The sequence below is a fragment of the Lactobacillus huangpiensis genome (assembly GCF_019972815.1).
Classification (GTDB): Bacteria; Bacillota; Bacilli; order Lactobacillales; family Lactobacillaceae; genus Lactobacillus; species Lactobacillus huangpiensis.
The window spans coordinates 63208-83410 of the sequence record NZ_BPPA01000002.1; the positions used below are offsets into that span (position 1 = coordinate 63208).

Sequence of the window (20203 nt, forward strand, 5' to 3'; positions counted from 1 at the left end):
AATTAAAGTTTAATAAAAACATACAAAAGATGAAAGGATAAAAGAGCAATGTCACTTAAAAATCTTTTTAAAACCAATATTTTTCGGGGTATTTTCATTCTAATTATTTTCTTATGTTATGCCATTTGTGGAACATTGGCAACATACCTTTTTAAATATGCAATCAATGATTTAACAAAAGGCAACTGGGACAGATTTGTATTTTGGTTAGTCATTGATTTTATTGTATCAATCCTTACTGTTTTGACCTTACCATTAGGAACATTTTTGTTTAATAAGCAAGTTCAAGAATGCTTACATAATATTCGTTCCCAAATAATGCGGCGGTATTACAACTCTGGCGGTTATAAGGTATCAGAAATACAAAATGAGTTAGGCAATAATCTCAAGATTTTAACAGACGATTATGCTACGCCTTGGATTCAAATTTGGACCAACTTGTTAAGTCTTATCTTCGCAATTGGTACATTGATAACTCTTCACTGGTCATTAATTTTATTTGTTGCTGTAGCGGCAATTATTGTGTTGACTCTACCTAAAATTATGACAAAAAAGTTATCTAATTCCACAGCCGCAGCAGCCAAGAAAAACGCGCAGCTTTTAAATACAATTGAAAATTGGTTTTCTGGTTTAAGTGAATTGCGCAGATACAGTGCAAGTGGCAGATTAGATAGAGCACTTGGTCAAGATAGTCGGAAACTGGCAGAAGCCAATGTTTATAGAAAAAAAGTACAAGGGATCTCGATTAGTATTAACGGCTTAGGTAATGCTATTGGTCAAATTGGGTCAAGTTTATTCAGTGGACTACTATTTTTTAATCATATAATCACTTTGGGTGATTGGTTTATAGCAGGTAGCTTTGCTTCGACCATTTTTAATGGTCTCTGGGAAGTTATCAACGCAATGACGCAAATGAGATCAACCAAAAAGTTACGTCAGGAAATTGCTGATTTAACAAAATCAATACCTGAAAAGAAGCCTGGAACGGTTGTTTATGGTGTTGAATGTCACAATTTGAAAGTGCAATATCAAAATGGAGAAAGTATATCTTATCCTGATTTTACTATTAATAAAGGCGATAAGGTCTTACTTTCAGGAGATTCAGGCACAGGTAAGTCAACTCTATTCAAGGTCCTACTGGGACAACTTAAGCCCAAAACTGGTGAGGTCTACTTTACTGCTCAAGATGGGACTAAAATATCGCCTCAGCAAGCTCGACTAGGTTACATAGCACAAGATGCAACGCTCTTTCCTGATACTATTGCAAATAATATTACGATGTTTAACAGTAAATTGGTTAGCAAACTAAAAGAAGCTGTCCAAAAAGTTCAGTTGGTACCAGATTTAGCAAAGTTTCCAAATCAAATTAATACAACGGTTGATTTAGATCAAGGCAATTTATCAGGTGGACAAAGACAAAAAGTAGTTTTAGCCAGGGCTGAAATTCATGATGAACCATTTTTGTTACTTGATGAAGCAACTAGTGCAGTTGATAGTAAGTCTACCAGTGAAATTATTGGCAATTTGCTCGATACCGATAAAACACTTTTAATGATTGCACATAACTTCAGTCCGGAACTAAAAGACAAGTTTGATTATCAAATCAATTTAAAATCAAATAGAAAATCAGGTAATCAAAATGACAATTAAAGAATTTTATAGGATAAATCCTTTACGCTTTATTGTTTTACTTTTAATCAATATTGGTTTCTATTGTCTTTTAATAATTACTACTTTAATCAGCATGCTTTTAACAACGGCAATTCAGATGGGAAACTTTAAAAACTTTTTAATTGCTATTTTATATTCCTTTCTATGCGTAATATCAGATTATTTAATGCAAGGGCTGTCAAACTATCTTTTGTCGCGACAAGAAGAACAATATAACATTGCAATCAGAGCAAAAACTGTTAGTCATTTTTATGCAGATCAAAAAGACCATGCAGTAGCACAAGTTCAAAACCGGTTAACCAATGATATAGTTCAAAGTCAGCAAAATTATATTACTCCTTTTTTTAGCTTAATTGGAGGAGTAGTCATTATAGTTTCTACCATTATATTATTGGTTTCATTACATTGGAGTTTGCTTGTTACCATATCAATAATGGTACTAATTTCCTTAATTTTGCCAAAGCTGTTGGAGAAGCCCTTACAAAATTCAATGATTCAAGTTTCTAAGACCAACCAAAAATATCTAGATTGCCTGGAGAAATGGCTTAATGGACTTGCAGAAATACAACGCTATTTTAGTGGTGCAAAATTATTTAAGGTAACGAGTAAAGCTGCTAAAAATTTAGAAGATGCTAATGTTAAACAGAATGGTGTTATGCAACTACTAACCGTAATAAATGGTCTAGTATCGGCTATTTTCTCTTTGATTTTATTTTCATTAGTTGGTTATTTGTTTCAACAAAAACTAGTTGTGTTTGGTGCCATTACCGGAGTAGGTAACTGCCAATCATATTTGAGACAGGGAATTCAGTTTATAGTAACCTCTTATGGGAAAATGAAGGGGTCCGAAACTCTAAATAAAGAAATTGCTAAAACAGCGACACCAGTAGAAAAGGTGCAAACTACAAAAAAGGTAAGACCAGTTGCGATTAGCACTCACAATCTGAATTTACAATTTCCCAATGGTGAAAGGTTGCAGTTTCCTGATATTAATATTGAACAAGGTGAAAAAATATTGTTGACTGGAGATTCAGGAGCTGGCAAATCAACATTGTTTAAACTTATTTTAGGACAAATCAAGCCAAGTTCTGGACAAATCATATTTAAAGATAAAGATGGTTCAAGGATTAATCCAGATATGAGTAAAATTGGCTATATTCCGCAAGACCCTGTGCTTTTTCCGGTAACCATTGCTGATAACATGACTATGTTTTCCGATAAATTAAAAAGTGCACTGCCACAATTAGTTGAAAAAGTTCAACTTGCTGGCGATATTGCCAAGTTTGATGATGGTTTAGAACAAAAAATCGATTTAAACAAATTGAATATTTCTGGTGGTCAAAGACAAAAGATTGTTCTAGTACGAGCTTTAGTCCATCAAAGTGAAATTTTTTTGATTGATGAAGGAACCAGTGCTATTGACCAGCAAGCGACAATGCAAATTTTGCGGGAAATCACATCGAGTTCTGCTACAGTAATCTTTATTGCACACAACTTTAATGACCAGATGAAAGAAATGTTTGACAGAGAAATTCACTTAACGAAAACATAAAGCAATAAAAAGGAGGTAAGATATTATGACAATTAAGGACTTTTATAAGCAAAACCCTTTACGCTTCATGATACTAATTTTGATTACCGTTTTAGAGTGGACTTTACCAATTGTAACTACACAATTAATTATGCTTTTAACCACAGCAATTCAGCAACAGAAATTCCAACAGTTTTTAATTATAAATGTCATTTCATTTATACCTTTCTTATTTCAATATTTAATACAAGGACTGCATGCGTTCTTTCTATCAAAACAACAAGAGGAATTTAATTTTCATATCAGAAAAAGATCTGTATCTCACTTTTATGCGGATCAAAAAGAGCATTCTGTTGCCCAGATTCAAAATCGATTAACAAATGACCTGAATCAAAGCCAAGAAAATTATTTTGCACCATTTTTTGGTCTAATTGGTGGTGTTATTAATTTAGTATCTGTAATTGTTCTGCTTATTTCATTACACTGGAGTTTACTTCTCACAATTATTTTGATGGTGGCTATTTCATTATTGTTACCAAAATTATTAGAAAAGCCACTACAAAATTCAATGACCAAGATTTCAAAGAGTAATAATCAATATCTCGATTGCTTAGAAAAGTGGCTTAATGGTCTTGAAGAACTACAACGTTATTTTGCCGGAGGAAAACTATTTAAAGTAACTAATGATGCAGCTAAAGAGCTAGAAGATGCTTATGTCAAGCAAAATGGGATTACGCAATTACTAAGTATAATTAATGGATTGGTATCAGTTTCTTTTTCATTAATTTTATTCTTACTAACGGGTTATTTGTTCCAAGCTAAAATAGTAGCATTTGGTGCAATCACTGGAGTAGGCAATTGTAATCTCTACTTAAGGCAAAGTATTCAAATCATAGTTAGTCGTTATGGACAAATAAAGGGCTCCAAAACTTTAAATCAGGAGATTGCCCAAACGGCTGCGCCAGTTAAAAAAGAGCAAGCTGAAGAAGTAGCAACTCCAGCATCACTTAGTACGCATGATCTTAGTTTGCAATTTCCTAATGGTGAAAGTCTAATTTTTCCAGACATTAATATTAAGTCAGGTGAAAAAGTGCTTCTGACTGGTGATTCTGGAGCTGGGAAATCAACTTTGTTTAAACTCATTCTCGGACAAATCAAACCAACTTCAGGGCAGATTGTTTTTAAAGACAAGGTTGGTGCTGTAATTAACCCAGATATGAGTAAAATTGGCTATATTCCCCAAGATCCAGTGCTTTTTCCGGTAAGTGTTGCTGACAACATGACGATGTTTGTAGACAAATTAAAGAGCGCTTTACCGTCACTGGTTGAAAAAGTACAATTGGCAGGTGATATTGCCAAATTTGATGAAGGATTAAATCAAAAAATCGATTTGAACAAGTTAAATATCTCGGGAGGACAAAGACAAAAAATTGTTCTGGTGCGGGCTTTAGTTCATCAAAGTGAAATAATTTTGATTGATGAAGGAACTAGTGCAATCGATCAGCAAGCTACTATGCAAATCTTGCATGAAGTGACGTCTACTCCTGCTACGGTTATTTTTATCGCTCACAGTTTTAATGAACAAATGAAACAGCTTTTCGACAGAGAAATTCATTTGGTCAAAAAAGTTAAAGATTGAAAAGAATTATACTTTTAACTTAAATCATAACAAAAGTAGTAAAAGCAGCTGAATCAGCGATTCAGCTGTTTATTTATTTTTTGGTTTTCTCAAGTATCGCAAAGTACCATTTTTAACGTAGCGCTGAAATTTTTGATATAACGGATCAAAAATTTGGGGTTCATCGCTATTTGACATCATGATTTTAGGGAAGAAAAAGCGTTCATCGCCTTGCAATGTACCATTCAAGGAACGTACGAGAGGGCTTAAATGTGATAATTCGATTAATTGTCCATCGTCTTGCATGATTTCAATTTGACTGTTAGCATTTTTACCAGTTGGTTTATATGCATCATAAGGTTCATCAAAAGCTGAATTAGTATCGGTGTAATAATTTGGATCAAAACCAGCCTGTTTGATTAAATCTTTTAATTTTGGCAACAGATTTTTGGTTTCTGGGTTGATACATACACTGGCCAAAGGTTTTCTGAAAAGATAGCGCCTAGTTAAATCAGATAGAATCGGATCGCTGGCCTTTGTCCACATTAAAAAATTAGTTTCCATTACGCCATCATCTAGCTCCAAGTAATCATCAAGCGTCCAGTCATTGGCCAGAAATTTTGCTAAACTAGGAGTAACTGGCAAATTCCCTTGTTTGTAAATGATTTTGGCTCTTTCAAGCAAATGCTGTAAAATAACTTCCATCGAACGACCGACTCTGTGGAAATAAACCTGTTGATACATTTGATAACGAGAAACAATATAATCTTCAACAGCATGCATTCCCGCCATTGTAAAGCAAATTCCCTCACTATATGGGCGAATTTCTTGCAAAATTCTAGATAAATCGAACCTTCCATAAGTAACTCCAGTGAAGTAAGCATCGCGTTGCAAGTAGTCCATTCTATCGGCATCTGCTTGACTAGAAATCATTTTGACTACTTGTGGGTTAGGGTAAGTTTTAGCAATAACGCTGGCTACAAGACCTGGAAAATTTGGTGAAACTGTCCGCAGGACTTGATTAATTTCTGTATTTGAGTCAGTGATAATCTTTTGACCAATTTTTTCGTGGTTTGTATCAAAAAGATGTTCGAAAGTATGTGAATACGGTCCATGTCCAATATCATGGAGAAGTGCAGCACATTCGACTAATAATCTGTTATTATCGTCCCATAGACCATCACCAGGCCTGTGTGATGGATATTTTTTTGCAAAAATATTGCAAATTCTACGAGTTAATTCATAAACGCCCAGATTATGTTCAAAACGTGTGTGTGTTGCACCAGGGAAAACATATGCAATGGGACCAAGTTGCTTAATTCTGCGCATTCTTTGAAATTCCTGGGTTTTCAAGATATCAAGTATAACTTTGTCTTCAATGTGGATGTACTCGTGAACTGGATCTCTTAAAACTACTTCTTTTTTAAGTTTACTGTTATGAAAATTTGGCATATGAAACCTTCTAAGATAGCTGAATTAATTTGATATTACTTACTTAATTATAGCAAACTTAAGAGTTTTAGTTTAATATCATTGTTCTTTTGCTTTTTTTTATTAAAATTAAATAATAAGTTTTGCCAGTTTTGGTAAATGTGCTCATAATTATAATGGCATAAATAACAATAAAGAGATAGGTGATTAAATGAACTATATAGGCAAAAAACTAAAAAGTTTACGCCAAGAGTTAGGATTGACGCAAACAGAAATGGCAGCTGACGTCATTTCTGTTTCATTTTATTCTAAAGTAGAACGAGGCCTAAATGATATCGGGACAAATGACTTTCTAAAAATTTTGCAAAAACATGATGTTGATCCGAAAGATTTTTTCAATGACTATGAAAATAAAAAAGAAAGTAAGAAAAAGTTGATTATTCTGATAAACAAATTCATGAAAGTAGCTTACACAGAAAATAATTATGAAATGACAAAAATTATTAAAGATTTTGAAAAAATTAACCCACAAACTCCGTTTGTTAAATTTTCGATTATGCTTGCTAAGCTAATTGTCAAAACTCAGGATAAATCAGGTTTAAAAAAATTAACTAGTGACCAAAAAAATAGTATTAGAAATTTAATTTTTAAAGAAAGCTATAGTGATGAAGAATATTATAGAATTATACTTATTGCCAACTTAATGCAGGTATACAGCGTAGATGAAGCTACTTTTTTTGTTAAAAATATTATAAGACGTTATCAAAATATAAATAAACTAGATAAAAAAATTGAAGTTGCTTTAAGTGTTTTACTTATTAATTATGTAGATTGGTGCTTTAAGAAAAATAAATTTGATTTATGTAAAGAGCCTCTAAATTATATAAAACAGATGCCTAACAATATAGAGCTGGCCTTTTCTAAAATTTTGGGACTTTATTTTGCAGAGTTAATTGGTGGAAATAAGGAAAAAGGTGAAAATATCAAAGAAGTTTTATATGAATCTGGCTATAAATCAATAGTCAAAAGAATGTAAAAAATATTTCAAATATGAAAACTTAAATACTTGCAGATGCATATGTTATAAAATGGATTTAAAAATAAATTAGTGAGAAATTTGAAGGGAGGGAAGATCATGAATCTTTTAAGAGGATTAATTATAATAATGCCGGATCCGTAACGGATAAAAATAAATAATTTTGAAAGCTAATTTTGCTACAGTTTGGGTGAGATTAGCTTTTTTGTGTACACTATTTTGTGAAATAAAATTAAGTACGATTAATAACTTTTCTTAATTATTTAGTTACCTTATTCACAATATCTGAATTTAGAATTATAAATAAGTTGTCTATATCAGAGGTTTTTATATGGAGGCTTAATAATGAATAATGAACACAGTTTTAAATGGGATGTTGTTTATGATGTAATAGTTTTAGGATTTGGTGGTGCTGGTGCTACAGCAGCCAGGTTTGCGGCAGACAGTGGTGCTAAAGTTTTATAGTTTTATTGGTAGATAGTGCGCCAGAAGGTCATGAGGGTGGTAATACACGCTATGCTGGTCAAATGGTAGGAGCTGGTACGGATTATGAAGCTTTAAAAAAGTACCATGAAAATTTGGCGGCACCTTTGAAGCCAGACAAAGAAACATTCAACAATTTAATTGAAGGAATGGCTAATATGAGTGAATATTTTGAAAAATATTTGGGTGTTAAACCAGTTAGCATGAAGAAATTGCTGGCTGGCACTCCTTCAACCAAATATGTGACCGAATATCCTGAATTGCCTTATGATGATTACTTAGTTCATAATGGCACAAGTGATGCTGCTTTGTGGAAACTTTTACGCCAAAAAGTACTAGATCGTTCAGAAAAAATTACTGTTTGGTACAGTAGTCCAGCTAAACATTTGATCCAAGATGGTGGCTCAAAAATTGTTTTAGGCGCTCAAATTGAACGAGATCATGTCTTACGCAACATTAAAGCAAATAACGGTGTAGTTTTGGCTGTCGGTGGTTTTGAAAATAATAAGGAAATGATCCAGACGTTTTTACAGTCTTCTTATTTGTCACCAATTGGTTCTCTGTACAATAAGGGTGATGGCATTAAAATGTTGGAAGAAGTAAATGCGCAGTTGTGGAATATGCGGTCATTTGAATCACTTGGTCAATTTCATGGCCTTTCACCAAGGCAAAAAGAAGGCATTCGTTCGACATATGCTCTAAATGTTTTTTGGTCAGAAATAGCAAAAGGTAGTGCAATCGTTGTTGGTGAAGATGGTAGTCGTTACTTCAATGAAGCAGAACTAAATCGACATGGTCATATTTATAATCATGGTGATTGGGTAGTGCCGTTGAATCAAAACCATCCTTATATGATTTTTGACCAGGAAAAATATGAAGAACTTCTTAATGAACCAGATGATGGTCTTAAAGTGCCTCATTTCTTGGATAATATTATTAAGGCTGATTCAATTGCTGATTTGGCTTCAGCAATTGATAAAGATCCCGAAATTTTGTCTCAAACAATTTCAGAGTTCAATTTTATGGCACAACAAGGAAAAGATTATGCTTATCACCGCGATCCTGCAACTTTGCGTGCGTTTAGTCAGAATGGACCGTTTTATGCAATTGCCCTGAGACAAAATATGCTTAATACTCAAGGTGGCGGCCGGCGTGACGGTCATGCTCAAGTACTAGATCCTAATGGGACTCCAATCCCGCATTTGTTTGAAGCAGGAGAATTAGGTTCACCATTTGTTAATAAATATACTACCGGTGGTAATATTACCGATTGTTTAATTTCTGGTAAAATTGCTGGAGAAAATGCTGCTGCTACTAAACAGGATATATCTAGAATCGGTACAACGAATTTAACTAGTGCGCCAATTAATGATAATTTTGTTGCCTCAAGTGATGAAGGCGCTCAAAAATTTAAAGTAGGTCCTAATCAATATTTAGGATACAGTAATCAAGGTATGGGTGATGGTGTGATTGTCAGAACTACCTTGGATGAATCAGGCAAGATTGTGGATGTCGAAATTTTAAAGCAAACTGAAAGTGATGACTACGGCTCAAAAGCTGTTAAAGAGTTGCCTCAAAAAATGGTTGAGCAAAACACCTACGATGTCGATGCTGTTTCTGGAGCATCAGAAACCAGCAGAGCAATAAAAGAAGCTGTCAAAGATTCGTTAAATAAGGCAGAGAGAAAGTAATAGATTTTTCAAACGCACCTGTAAAATGCATTATTTGCAGGTGTGTTTGTTATATTAAAAGCTATAACTGTTTAAGATAATATACATTTTTAAAAGACGAAGTAGTTTCGTCTTTTTTGTTTGCTAAAAATCTCTCACTTTTGTTACCTCGCCTGCATTAAAATTTTTCAATCCCTCTTCAGTTTCTAAAACTAAATTTGCCTGTTGCGTTAAGTCTGTCACTTTTCCCTGTATTCTTTGTTTGCCTAAAGTCAGGACAACGTCATGATTCATTAGTGCAAGGTTTTTTTTGTATTCAGGCAAAAAATTGATTTGATCAAAATGAGGAATAAATTCTAATAAATTTTCTGTAATTTGAGCTATAAATTGACAAATTTGCTTTCCACTTGCGATTTTTGTTAGTAAGTTTCCAGCAGTCTTTAATTCATTATTCAAATGATCTTGATAAAGATTGCAGCCAATCCCAATAATGGCAACTTGGGGTTGTGGTACTTCAACCAAAATACCAGCTATTTTTTTACCTTTAAAAAGCAGATCATTCACCCACTTGAAATGAGTATCTAGATGAAATATCTCTTTAATAGCCAAATGCAGTTGCCATGCAATACCGGTAGTTAATAATCCTTGATTCTGCCAGTTCAATTGCGGCACCTTAATTACTAGTGATAGATAGATGCCACCTTTTTGTGAAATAAAGTGACGACTTTGTTTACCGTAGCCAGAGGTTTGCTCATCACTTCCGTATAGCACGGGACCTAAATATCCCTTAGAAGCTAGTTTTTGTTTTGCATACAAATTTGTGGAATTAATACTTCTCCACCAATTAATTTCTAGTTGAAATTTGCTTAACAATATTTTGAGATTTTCTTCTCTTTTTATACTGTTCATTAATAATCTATCCTTATACCTAATTGAATTTGCAAAAATACTTTGATATTCAAACTATTTATTTTTAGAGTTTTTTAAGAAATACTTGCTTTGCTACCGCAAATAAATTAATATTGCAAAAAGAGTTTGACATTTAATAAATAATACCATATCATACTCTAATAATTTATTTTGAATATAAAAGTATTTAAAGGAGATGCTAGTCATTGATATAAAGCGAAATTATTTGAATTAAAAAGTTTAATTATGGCTTTATATATGTTTATCCTTATGGATTATATAGTTGAGTAAGAGGTGATGCTATTGGAGACAAGTTTAAAACGCATCAATAATCTTTTGTCCACAGTTTATTCAGATATTATGAAAGTTGAAGAACGCGAATTACGTAAAAGCGAATTTAAAGACATTTCACTAAGAGAATTGCACGCAATCGACGCGATTACCATGTATGAACACAAGACCAGTTCCCAAGTAGCAAGTGAATTGATGGTAACAGCAGGTTCGCTGTCAACTATGGTAAATAACTTGGTACGTAAGGGATATGTAATACGAATAAATGGTGAAGATGATCGCAGGATAATCCGACTGGGTTTAACTAGTCGGGGTCGCTTAATTTATAGGGCGCACGATTCATTTCACCGCCATATGGTGAAAAAGTTTATTGCAGGCTTTGATAATGAACAGGTGGCAATTATCGAACGTGCGCTATTGAACCTGCGTGCTTTTCTTGAATTTCCGCCACGAATTGATAATAAAAGGAGCGTTAATTGATGGGCTTAAGAATTAGTCAGACTGCTCATTATGTTCCTCCTAAGGTAATTACCAATGATGATTTAGCAGAGATAATGACTACCTCAGATGAATGGATCTCTTCAAGGACAGGAATTAAAGAAAGACATGTAGTTCAAGGTGAACAGACTTCGGATTTGGCTTTAACTGTTGCTCAACAGCTTTTACAAAAAGCTGATCTCAAGCCTGAACAATTAGATTTTATTATTGTGGCAACTATGTCACCTGATTATCTGACACCTTCAACTGCAGCAATTGTGCAGGGGAAACTGCACGCTGGTCATGCATTGGCATTTGATATTAATGCAGCCTGTTCTGGTTTTATTTATGCTTTGGCAATTGCGAATAAACTTTTAGCTGGACCCTATCAACGAGGATTAGTTATCGGAGCAGAAGTTTTGTCAAAGTTGATAGATTGGCAAGAGCGTTCAACAGCTGTTCTCTTTGGGGATGGCAGTGGGGGAGTGTTAGTTGAAAAAAGTTCTCAAGCAGAAGGAATAGTTGCTGAAGATTTGGCAGCTTTTGGAGAATTGGGAGCAAAATTAACCGCAGGGTACCAACCTTTATGTTCACCGTATAGTTCGGATAAGATTGCAAAACACAAGAAATACTTTGAGATGGATGGTAGAGCTGTTTATGACTTTGCTACTCATGAAGTACCTAATTCCATTAGGCGAGTTTTAACAAAAGCAAACTGGAAAAAGGATAATGTGCAGTGGCTTTTGCTCCATCAGGCAAATGGACGCATTATCTCCGCAATAGCAAAGCATCTAAATATTCCTGCAGAAAAATTTTTGGAAAATATTGCAAAATATGGCAATACTTCTGCTGCCAGTGTACCAATACTGTTGGATGAAGCAGTTAATTCTGGCATCATTAAACGAAATCAAAAATTAATATTAAGTGGCTTTGGTGGTGGCCTGACGGTTGCCAGCATTGCCCTAAGCTTTTAAAAACGATAAAGATAATTTTTTAAGAAAGAGAAATCAAATGACTGAAGAAGAAATTTTTAACAAAGTAAAAGAAATTATTGTTGCACAAACTGGAGAAGATGAAAGTGCCGTCACAGCTCAATCCAATATAAAAAACGATTTAAATGCTGACAGTCTGGACGTGTTTGAAGTGATTAATGAATTAGAAGATGAATTTGATATCAAGATTGAAAGTGAAGAAGGTATTGAAACAGTTCAGGATTTAGTTGATTTTGTTAAAAAGCAACTAGCAGCGAAAGAAGGTTAACAAATGGAATTAAGTCCATTTATGAAAGAACTGGGCCTTAAATACCCCATTTTTCAAGGAGGTATGGCCTGGGTAGCAGATGGCAAGCTGGCAGCTGCTGTTTCAAATGCTGGTGGCTTAGGTATCATTGGGTCAGGCAATGCACCCGGAAATGTAGTGGCTGACGAGATTGAATCAGCTAAATCTCTAACAAAAAAGCCTTTTGGTGTAAATGTGATGTTGCTTTCACCTTATGCAGATGAAGTTGTTAAGGTTATTTTGGCAAATAAAGACAGTGTTGCAGTTGTGACTACTGGAGCGGGTAATCCGGCAAAATACATAGAAAAGTTAAAAGATGCTGGTATTAAAGTAATCCCAGTTGTTGGTTCTGTTGCTTTGGCCAGAATGATGGAACGTGTAGGTGTTGACGCTGTTGTGGCCGAAGGGATGGAATCAGGGGGTCATATTGGAAAATTAACAACGATGGCCCTTGTACCACAAGTTGTAGATGCAGTTAAAATTCCCGTAATTGCAGCTGGAGGAATAGGCGATGGTCGCGGCATGGCTGCTGCATTCATGTTGGGTGCTGAAGGCGTGCAAATGGGCACTCGCTTTTTAGTAGCAACTGAATCAAAGATACATCCCAATTATAAAAAAGCTGTTTTACGTGCCAAAGATGCCAGTACTTTAGTCACTGGTGAATATGCGGGCCATCCTTCACGGGTGTTAAAAAATAAGATGGCTAAAACATATATTGGACTTGAAAAAGAAGAGGCATTAAAGCCACATCCTGATTACGACAAGTTGGAAGAACTGGGAACTGGTAGTCTGCGAAGAGCAGTAATTGAAGGCGATGCGGAAACCGGTTCATTTATGGCCGGAGAAATTGCAGGTATGGTAAAAAAGGAACAACCTGCTGCTGAAATTCTGACTGAGGTTTATAGTCAAGCAGACAAATTGCTGAATGGAGAAAGATAAGCAAATGATTTGTTTACTATTTAGTGGTCAAGGTGCTCAAAAAACTGGTATGACATATGATTTATATCAAACCGAACCGCACTACCGTAAAATCATTGCTAAAGCAAGTGATATATTGCATGTTGATTTAGCAGAATTGCTGTTTGATTCCGATAAAGCACATGAGCTGGCCGAAACGCGTTATTCCCAACCTGCTATTTTGACAATAAGTTATGGCTTGTACCAAATTCTTAGCGAAAATGCAGATTTTAAAAAATTAGGTATCGGACTCAGCCTGGGTGAATATAGTGGTCTTGCTTGTGCCAATTACTTAGAATTTGAGACAGCACTTCACCTGATAAAAAAGCGTGGTGAACTAATGCAACAAGCAAGCAGTCAAAATCCGGGAGTTATGGTGGCTGTCATGAAGAGTTCTCTAACACGTGTTGAATCAGTTGTAAAAGATGCTCGAAAAACAGGCGCGATTGGAATAGCAAATGTTAATACTCCTAACCAAATTGTTATTGGTGGTGAAAAAGATGCAGTTCAAAATTTGCGTGAACAACTTGAAAAAGATGGTGCGCGTGTAGTTCCACTAAAAGTAAGCGGTGCTTTTCACACACCATTAATGAAATCAATTCAAGGAGCTTTGAAAACTGAATTGAACAAAGTTGATTGGCATAATGGCACTTTTCCAATTTATAGCACTACGACCCAAAAAGAGTTTGCACCTGACAATCTTGTTCCGACTTTAACGGAGCAGCTGGTTTCTACTACCTATTTTGCAAAGACTTTGGCTCAGCATAGTCAAGATATAACTGCGGTTATTGAATTAGGACCAGGTAAAACTTTGCTTTCTTTTGCACGAAAAATTCTTAAAGGAGTTCCAACCTATCAAACAGATAGCGTGACAAATATGCAAGAAACGATTTCTGCTTTAAAGGAGTTTAATTCATGAAGTTAAAAGATGGTGTGGTCTTGGTCACTGGTAGTTCACGCGGTATTGGCCTGGCAATTGCTCAAGCTTTTGCCAAACAGGGAGCAAAAATAGTTTTAAATGCCCGCCAACCAATTAGTTCTGAAGTGATAGGCCAGTTTGAAAAAGATCATGTTGAAGTAATGGATATTAGCGCAGATGTAACTAAAGAAGAAGATGTTAAAGAAATGATTGCCAAAATCATCAATCATTTTGAACATCTAGATGTTGTGGTCAATAATGCAGGTATTGTCAAAGACGGACTGCTCAATAGAATGTCTAAAGCAGACTTTCAAAGTGTAGTTAACACCAATTTGATTGGCACCTTTAATGTCATTAAACAGTCACTGAGACCGATGTATAAGCAAAGAAAAGGCTGTTTTATTAACTTATCGAGTGTAGTTGGTTTAACAGGTAACATTGGTCAGGCTAATTATGCCGCTAGTAAAGCAGGAATTATTGGCTTAACTAAATCTGTTGCTAAAGAAGCTGCATTACGCAATTTGCGCTGTAACGCCATTGCCCCAGGGATGATTGACACACAAATGACCAGAAATCTCAGTGAAAAGATCCAGCAACAAATAGTTAAGGAAATTCCGCTGAAACGATTAGGCCAAATTGAAGAAGTAGCACAAACCGCAGTTTTTTTAGCTCAAAATGACTATATTACTGGTCAAACAATAACGGTAGACGGCGGATTGACAATGCAGTAAGGAGTAAGTAATGTCAAGAGTAGTAGTTACAGGTTTGGGTGCCTTAACACCTATTGGTAATGACGTTACCAGTTTTGAAGCTGGACTCAATAGTCAAAAAGTTGGTTTTGAGCCAATTACTTATTTTGATGCTGATTCAAGTGGGGTCACTCTGGCAGGGCAACTGGACAATTTTGACCCATTGCTTTTTTTAACTAAAAAAGATACTAAACGCATGGATGCATTCACACTATACGCTATGTATTCAACGGCACAAGCAATGGAACAAGCAGGAATTGATGAAAAAAATACCAATAGTGAACGTTTTGGCGTAATTTGGGGCACAGGAATTGGCGGACTAACTACCATCCAGGAACAAGTTATTAAATGGCACGAAAAAGGTCTGGATCGAGTTTCGCCAATGTTTATTCCAACTTCAATTGCTAACATGGCAGCAGGCAATATTTCTATTCGCTATCATGCTCAAGGAATCAGTACCACAATTGTGACTGCCTGTGCTTCGAGTACAAATGCAATTGGTGAAGCTTTCAGACAAATAAAAGATGGCTATGCTGATGTCATGATTGCCGGTGGCTCAGAAGCTGCAATCAATGAAAGTGGAATAGCCGGTTTTGCTGCAATTTCAACATTGTCGACGTCAAGGGATCCTGAAAAAGCAAGTATTCCCTTTGATCAAAATCGTAACGGTTTTGTGATGGGAGAAGGTTCAGGCTCTCTTGTTTTAGAATCGCTAGAACATGCTCAAAGTCGTGGCGCACAAATTTTAGGTGAAATTGTTGGTTATGGGACTAGTTCAGATGCATACCATATTACGTCTCCTGATCCTAGTGGCAGCCAGGCTGCAAGAGCTATGGAACTGGCGCTTGGTGAAGCGCAGGTCACTCCTGAGCAAGTGGGCTATATCAATGCTCACGGGACAAGTACCAAAGCAAATGATTGGGCTGAGTCTAAAGCAATTAATCAGGTTTTTGGTCTAAATAGCAATGTGCTAGTTTCAAGTACTAAAAGCATGACGGGTCATTTACTAGGAGCAGCAGGAGCTGTTGAAGCCATTGCCACAATTTTGGCACTTAATTCAGAATTATTGCCAATAAACGCAGGAATAACCCAACAAGATCCTGACTGTAAAGTTAATTTGGTCAATAAACAAAATTATAAGCAAAAAATAGATTATGCCATTAGCAATTCATTTGGCTTTGGCGGACATAATGCAGTGATTGCACTAAAAAGGTGGGATGATTAAATGACTTTTGAAGAAATTCAAAAATTAATCGCAGAAATTAATCAAAGTGATATAACCAAACTGGATTTAGACTTTAACGGTGGTCATATTAAGATTGATAAAAGTCAAGCTACACCAGTAGAAATTAGGGAAGAAAGGCCTGTGGGCCAATCGTCTGCTAAAACACTGCAGGAAACTAATCATCAAGAACTTAGCAATTTAGATACACCTAAGCAGAAAACTTTAAAAATTAAGGCACCACTTGTTGGCATAGTTTATTTACAAGCAAGTCCAGAAAAACCTCAATATAAAAAGCCGGGTGATCATGTAAATAAAGGTGATGTGGTTTGCGTTATTGAAGCAATGAAAATGATGACTGAAATTAAAAGCGACTTTACAGGAACTATCGATAAAATTTTAGTTACAAATGAACAAGTGGTTGAATATGATCAACCACTGATAACGGTTATTCCAGAGTGAAGGTAGCAAATATGAGTGAACCAAAAAAGTTACATACTTTAGATAGTGTGCAGATTCAGGCTATTTTGCCTCACCGATTTCCAATGCTGTTAATTGATCAGGTATTGGATTATGAACCCGGAAAATATGCTGTTGCTCAAAAAAACACCACAATTAATGAAAGCTATTTTCAGGGACATTTTCCGGGTAATCCAGTAATGCCGGGTGTTTTGATAACTGAGGCTTTGGCGCAAACTGGTGCAGTTGCGTTGTTGACGATGCCAGACTTTAAAGGGAAAACTGTTTATTTTGGTGGTATCAAAAATGCTCGCTTTAGAACAATGGTTAAGCCGGGAGATACTTTAAATTTAGAAGTTAAGCTGGATAAGCTACGTGGAAATGCCGGGATTGGTGAAGCCAAAGCAACTGTTAAAGATAAAGTTGCCTGTACTGCTCAGTTAATATTTGCAATTCAGTAAAGTGTGACATTATGTTTAAAAAAATTTTGATAGCGAATCGTGGAGAAATTGCTATAAGGATAATTCGAGCTTTACGCGAAATGGGAATTAAGTCAGTTGCTGTTTATTCAACGGCCGATAAACATGCCCAACATGTTAAAGAAGCTGATGAGGCAATATGTATTGGTTCTCCCCAACCGGCCGATTCGTATTTAAATATGCAAAATATTGTCAGTGCGGCTGTGTTAACTGGAGCAGATGCAATTCATCCAGGATACGGTTTTTTATCGGAGAGTCCTGAATTTGCTCAAATGTGTGAAGAATGCCACCTGGTTTTTATTGGTCCCAAGTCAAAAACCATTTCTTTAATGGGAAATAAAGCTAATGCCCGGGAAATGATGCGCAAGAATAATATACCTGTTATTCCTGGAAGTGATGGGATTGTTAAAAATGCTACAGCTGCAATAAAAATTGCAAATAAAGTGGGCTACCCCGTAATGCTCAAAGCCGTTGCCGGTGGTGGCGGAAAAGGAATAAGACGTGTGACTCAAGCTGCTGACTTAACTGAAGCATTTAACCAGGCACAAGAAGAAGCCAGAATCTCTTTTGGAGACGACAGAATGTATCTGGAAAAAATTATTTCCCCGGCAAAACACGTTGAAGTACAGATTATGGCAGATAAAACAGGACATGTGGTGGCACTTCCGGAAAGAGACTGTTCAATGCAACGCAATCAGCAAAAAGTGATTGAAGAAACACCTTGTTCACAAATCAGTGCAAAAGAAAGAGACTATTTGCAACAGATAACTGTTAAAGCAATAAAGGCAATAAATTATGAAAATGTCGGTACTATCGAATTTTTAATGGATCCTGACCATCATTTCTATTTTATGGAGATGAATACCAGGATTCAGGTTGAACATTCAATTACTGAAGAAGTTGCTCATGTTGATCTAGTTAAAGAACAGGTTAATATTGCTACGGGAAGAGATTTGAGCATATCTCAAGAAGATGTGCATGTCCATGGCGTTGCAATTGAAGCCCGCATTAATGCAGAGGATCCTAGTAAAAATTTTTGCCCCCAAGCTGGTAAGATCGCAAAAATGGTATTGCCTAGTGGACTGGGTATTAGGATTGAAAGTGGAGTTAACAGTGGTGATACCGTTTCACCATTTTACGATTCGATGATTGTCAAAATTATTGCACATGCAGCTAACAGGCAAATGGCAATTAAGCGTTTGCTTGATGCACTAACAGAATTTGAAATTAAAGGTTTAGTTACTAACCGCGATTTTTTGATTGCTTTGCTTAATGATGATAAATTTCAGACCGGTACATATTTAACAACGTATATAGATCAAGAATTTTTACCCGATTATCTTCAGCAACTAAGACATAATGAAAAGGAAGCGCAGGTTAATGGCAATTAGATTCGCAAGTCATCCCCACAGTGCATTAAAAAAGTATCAGGAAAATGTTCCTAAAGGCATTTTTAGAATTTGTCCTAAATGTGGCAATAAATTTTATTTTCATCGGGCTGGTAAATATCAGCTGTGCCCTAATTGTGGCTACGGTTTTCGAGTAACTGCCAGAGCACGTTTAAAGATGCTAACAAAGGACTTTACGGAATGGGATGCAGATTTAGCGACTACTGATCCGCTCAATTTTCCTGATTATCAAGCCACAATTAAAAAAATGCAGTCCAAAACTAAACTTAAGGATGCGGTTTTAACCGGCCAAGCAAATATTGCCGGTTACGAAACTGCTTTAGGAATTATGGATCCGGTGTTTATAATGGGCAGTCTAGGAACAGCAACTGGTGAGCGAATAACACGCTTGTTTGAAAAAGCAACCACAAAGAAATTACCCGTTGTTTTGTTTGCTGCTTCAGGTGGTGCCAGAATGCAAGAGGGAATTCATTCACTAATGCAAATGGCTAAAATCTCACAGGCAGTTAATGACCATCGCGCAGCACATTTACTTTATGTCAGCGTAATTATGGATCCAACAACTGGTGGTGTCACTGCCAGTTTTGCTTCCCAGGCAGACATTATTTTAGCTGAGCCTAAAGCATTGTTAGGTTTTGCCGGACGGAGAGTTATTGAACAGACTATTAATAAAAAACTGCCACCAGATTTTCAGACAGTTGAGAATGCTTACCAAAACGGCTTTATTGATAGTATTGTACCCCGAGATGAGCAAGTAGCAAAACTAGGTCAGATACTTAAAATTTTTGCCGCAGAAAAATGGGAGGCTCAAGTTCATGGCGAATGATGAAATTTTAGCCATTATGGATGGAGCAAGAAGTGACTATAAAAGTAACATGCATCGTCTGGTAATTCAATTGTTTCCAGATTTTTTTGAAATGCACGGAGACCGCACAAGTAGTGATGATGCAGCAATAATAGCGGGTTTTGCAACTATAAATGATATGAGTATCTGTGTCATTGCAACTAATAAGGGACAAGAATTAAAAGAGCGCATGGCAACTAATTTTGGCAGTCCCTTACCCCAAGGTTATCGCAAAGCACTGCGGGTAATGAAAACAGCTGCCAAAATGAGTACTCCCATTGTCACTCTTATCAATACGCCTGGTGCATATCCAGGAGCAGAAGCTGAAAAGAACGGCCAGGGGCAGATTATTGCTGCTAATATTAGTGAAATGCTGCAATTAAAAGTACCAATTCTGACTATTATTATTGGTGAAGCTGGGTCAGGTGGAGCCTTGGCCCTTGCTTGCAGTGATGAAGTTTGGATGCTGGAACATAGTATGTATACAGTTTTGTCACCGGAGGGTTTTGCTTCAATTATGTGGAAGGATGCTAAACTTGCCTCAAAGGCGGCAGAAATAATGCACATTGAACCGGAATGGTTAAAGAAACAGGGCATAGTAGAAAGGGTTTTGCCTGAACAAGTTCTGGAAAATCAAGCTCAAGGATTAAAAGAATTAATTGAGCAAAGTCTAAAAAAATTTCAAACTGAAAATTTGGCAGATTTATTAGATAAAAGACATGCCAGATACCGCAAGTTCTAAAAGAATTAATACTAATTAATAAAAAACA

The 20203-nt window shown here is 35.9% G+C and carries 19 protein-coding genes; 17 read left to right on the forward strand and 2 right to left on the reverse strand.

The window, feature by feature from the left end; genetic code table 11:
* Nucleotides 1–48 precede the first annotated feature (48 nt).
* Genes LDM90_RS02130 through LDM90_RS02140 form a run of 3 tightly spaced genes read left to right on the forward strand, consistent with a single transcriptional unit; the run spans nucleotide 49 to nucleotide 4841 of the window.
* The gene (locus LDM90_RS02130; RefSeq protein ID WP_223896341.1) at nucleotides 49–1650 is read left to right on the forward strand and encodes an ATP-binding cassette domain-containing protein; all 1602 of its coding nucleotides are present in this window, start codon (nucleotides 49–51) and stop codon (nucleotides 1648–1650) included.
* Nucleotides 1640–3223: an ATP-binding cassette domain-containing protein gene (locus LDM90_RS02135; protein WP_223898662.1), complete on the forward strand. Its 1584-nt coding sequence runs from the start codon at nucleotides 1640–1642 to the stop codon at nucleotides 3221–3223. The genes LDM90_RS02130 and LDM90_RS02135 overlap by 11 nt, the downstream gene beginning before the upstream one ends.
* Nucleotides 3224–3248: 25 nt before the next feature.
* Nucleotides 3249–4841 (forward strand): ATP-binding cassette domain-containing protein, encoded by a 1593-nt coding sequence (locus LDM90_RS02140; protein ID WP_223896343.1) that lies wholly within the window; start codon nucleotides 3249–3251, stop codon nucleotides 4839–4841.
* A gap of 69 nt (nucleotides 4842–4910) precedes the next feature.
* On the opposite strand, the gene LDM90_RS02145 is transcribed toward LDM90_RS02140, so the two are convergent.
* On the reverse strand, nucleotides 4911–6272 hold the full coding sequence (locus LDM90_RS02145) for an HD domain-containing protein (RefSeq protein ID WP_223896344.1): 1362 nt from the start codon (nucleotides 6270–6272) through the stop codon (nucleotides 4911–4913).
* A gap of 190 nt (nucleotides 6273–6462) precedes the next feature.
* Here LDM90_RS02145 and LDM90_RS02150 point away from each other — a divergent pair, with 190 nt between their 5' ends.
* Nucleotides 6463–7287, forward strand: coding sequence for a helix-turn-helix domain-containing protein (locus tag LDM90_RS02150; protein WP_187153929.1), 825 nt, complete (start codon nucleotides 6463–6465; stop codon nucleotides 7285–7287).
* Nucleotides 7288–7757: 470 nt separating this feature from the next.
* Nucleotides 7758–9461, forward strand: coding sequence for an FAD-binding protein (locus LDM90_RS02155; RefSeq protein ID WP_308443167.1), 1704 nt, complete (start codon nucleotides 7758–7760; stop codon nucleotides 9459–9461).
* Nucleotides 9462–9584: 123 nt separating this feature from the next.
* On the opposite strand, the gene LDM90_RS02160 is transcribed toward LDM90_RS02155, so the two are convergent.
* The gene (locus LDM90_RS02160; RefSeq protein WP_223896345.1) at nucleotides 9585–10349 is read right to left on the reverse strand and encodes a biotin--[acetyl-CoA-carboxylase] ligase; all 765 of its coding nucleotides are present in this window, start codon (nucleotides 10347–10349) and stop codon (nucleotides 9585–9587) included.
* A 297-nt stretch (nucleotides 10350–10646) separates the two neighbouring features.
* On the opposite strand from LDM90_RS02160, the gene LDM90_RS02165 reads away from it, so the two are divergent.
* Genes LDM90_RS02165 through accA form a run of 12 tightly spaced genes read left to right on the forward strand, consistent with a single transcriptional unit; the run spans nucleotide 10647 to nucleotide 20175 of the window.
* Nucleotides 10647–11120: a MarR family winged helix-turn-helix transcriptional regulator gene (locus tag LDM90_RS02165; RefSeq protein WP_084600351.1), complete on the forward strand. Its 474-nt coding sequence runs from the start codon at nucleotides 10647–10649 to the stop codon at nucleotides 11118–11120.
* On the forward strand, nucleotides 11120–12091 hold the full coding sequence (locus tag LDM90_RS02170; protein WP_373307158.1) for a beta-ketoacyl-ACP synthase III: 972 nt from the start codon (nucleotides 11120–11122) through the stop codon (nucleotides 12089–12091). The genes LDM90_RS02165 and LDM90_RS02170 overlap by 1 nt, the downstream gene beginning before the upstream one ends.
* 37 nt (nucleotides 12092–12128) lie before the next feature.
* On the forward strand, nucleotides 12129–12377 hold the full coding sequence (locus tag LDM90_RS02175) for an acyl carrier protein (RefSeq protein ID WP_034977944.1): 249 nt from the start codon (nucleotides 12129–12131) through the stop codon (nucleotides 12375–12377).
* Between the two features lie 3 nt (nucleotides 12378–12380).
* Nucleotides 12381–13334, forward strand: coding sequence for an enoyl-[acyl-carrier-protein] reductase FabK (gene fabK, locus LDM90_RS02180; RefSeq protein WP_223896347.1), 954 nt, complete (start codon nucleotides 12381–12383; stop codon nucleotides 13332–13334).
* On the forward strand, nucleotides 13321–14271 hold the full coding sequence (locus tag LDM90_RS02185; protein ID WP_223896348.1) for an ACP S-malonyltransferase: 951 nt from the start codon (nucleotides 13321–13323) through the stop codon (nucleotides 14269–14271). Before fabK ends, LDM90_RS02185 begins: the two co-directional genes overlap by 14 nt.
* The gene (gene fabG, locus LDM90_RS02190; protein WP_223896349.1) at nucleotides 14268–15002 is read left to right on the forward strand and encodes a 3-oxoacyl-[acyl-carrier-protein] reductase; all 735 of its coding nucleotides are present in this window, start codon (nucleotides 14268–14270) and stop codon (nucleotides 15000–15002) included. The genes LDM90_RS02185 and fabG overlap by 4 nt, the downstream gene beginning before the upstream one ends.
* A 10-nt stretch (nucleotides 15003–15012) precedes the next feature.
* Nucleotides 15013–16245, forward strand: a complete 1233-nt coding sequence (gene fabF, locus LDM90_RS02195; protein ID WP_223896350.1) for a beta-ketoacyl-ACP synthase II — start codon at nucleotides 15013–15015, stop codon at nucleotides 16243–16245.
* Complete coding sequence (accB, locus tag LDM90_RS02200) at nucleotides 16246–16704, forward strand: acetyl-CoA carboxylase biotin carboxyl carrier protein (protein ID WP_034977932.1); 459 nt, start codon at nucleotides 16246–16248, stop codon at nucleotides 16702–16704.
* Nucleotides 16705–16715: 11 nt separating this feature from the next.
* On the forward strand, nucleotides 16716–17162 hold the full coding sequence (gene fabZ / locus LDM90_RS02205; protein WP_034977930.1) for a 3-hydroxyacyl-ACP dehydratase FabZ: 447 nt from the start codon (nucleotides 16716–16718) through the stop codon (nucleotides 17160–17162).
* A gap of 11 nt (nucleotides 17163–17173) precedes the next feature.
* Nucleotides 17174–18571: an acetyl-CoA carboxylase biotin carboxylase subunit gene (locus LDM90_RS02210; protein WP_223896351.1), complete on the forward strand. Its 1398-nt coding sequence runs from the start codon at nucleotides 17174–17176 to the stop codon at nucleotides 18569–18571.
* Nucleotides 18561–19415: an acetyl-CoA carboxylase carboxyltransferase subunit beta gene (locus LDM90_RS02215; RefSeq protein ID WP_223896352.1), complete on the forward strand. Its 855-nt coding sequence runs from the start codon at nucleotides 18561–18563 to the stop codon at nucleotides 19413–19415. The genes LDM90_RS02210 and LDM90_RS02215 overlap by 11 nt, the downstream gene beginning before the upstream one ends.
* Complete coding sequence (gene accA, locus LDM90_RS02220) at nucleotides 19405–20175, forward strand: carboxyltransferase subunit alpha (RefSeq protein ID WP_223896353.1); 771 nt, start codon at nucleotides 19405–19407, stop codon at nucleotides 20173–20175. Before LDM90_RS02215 ends, accA begins: the two co-directional genes overlap by 11 nt.
* Nucleotides 20176–20203 lie beyond the last annotated feature (28 nt).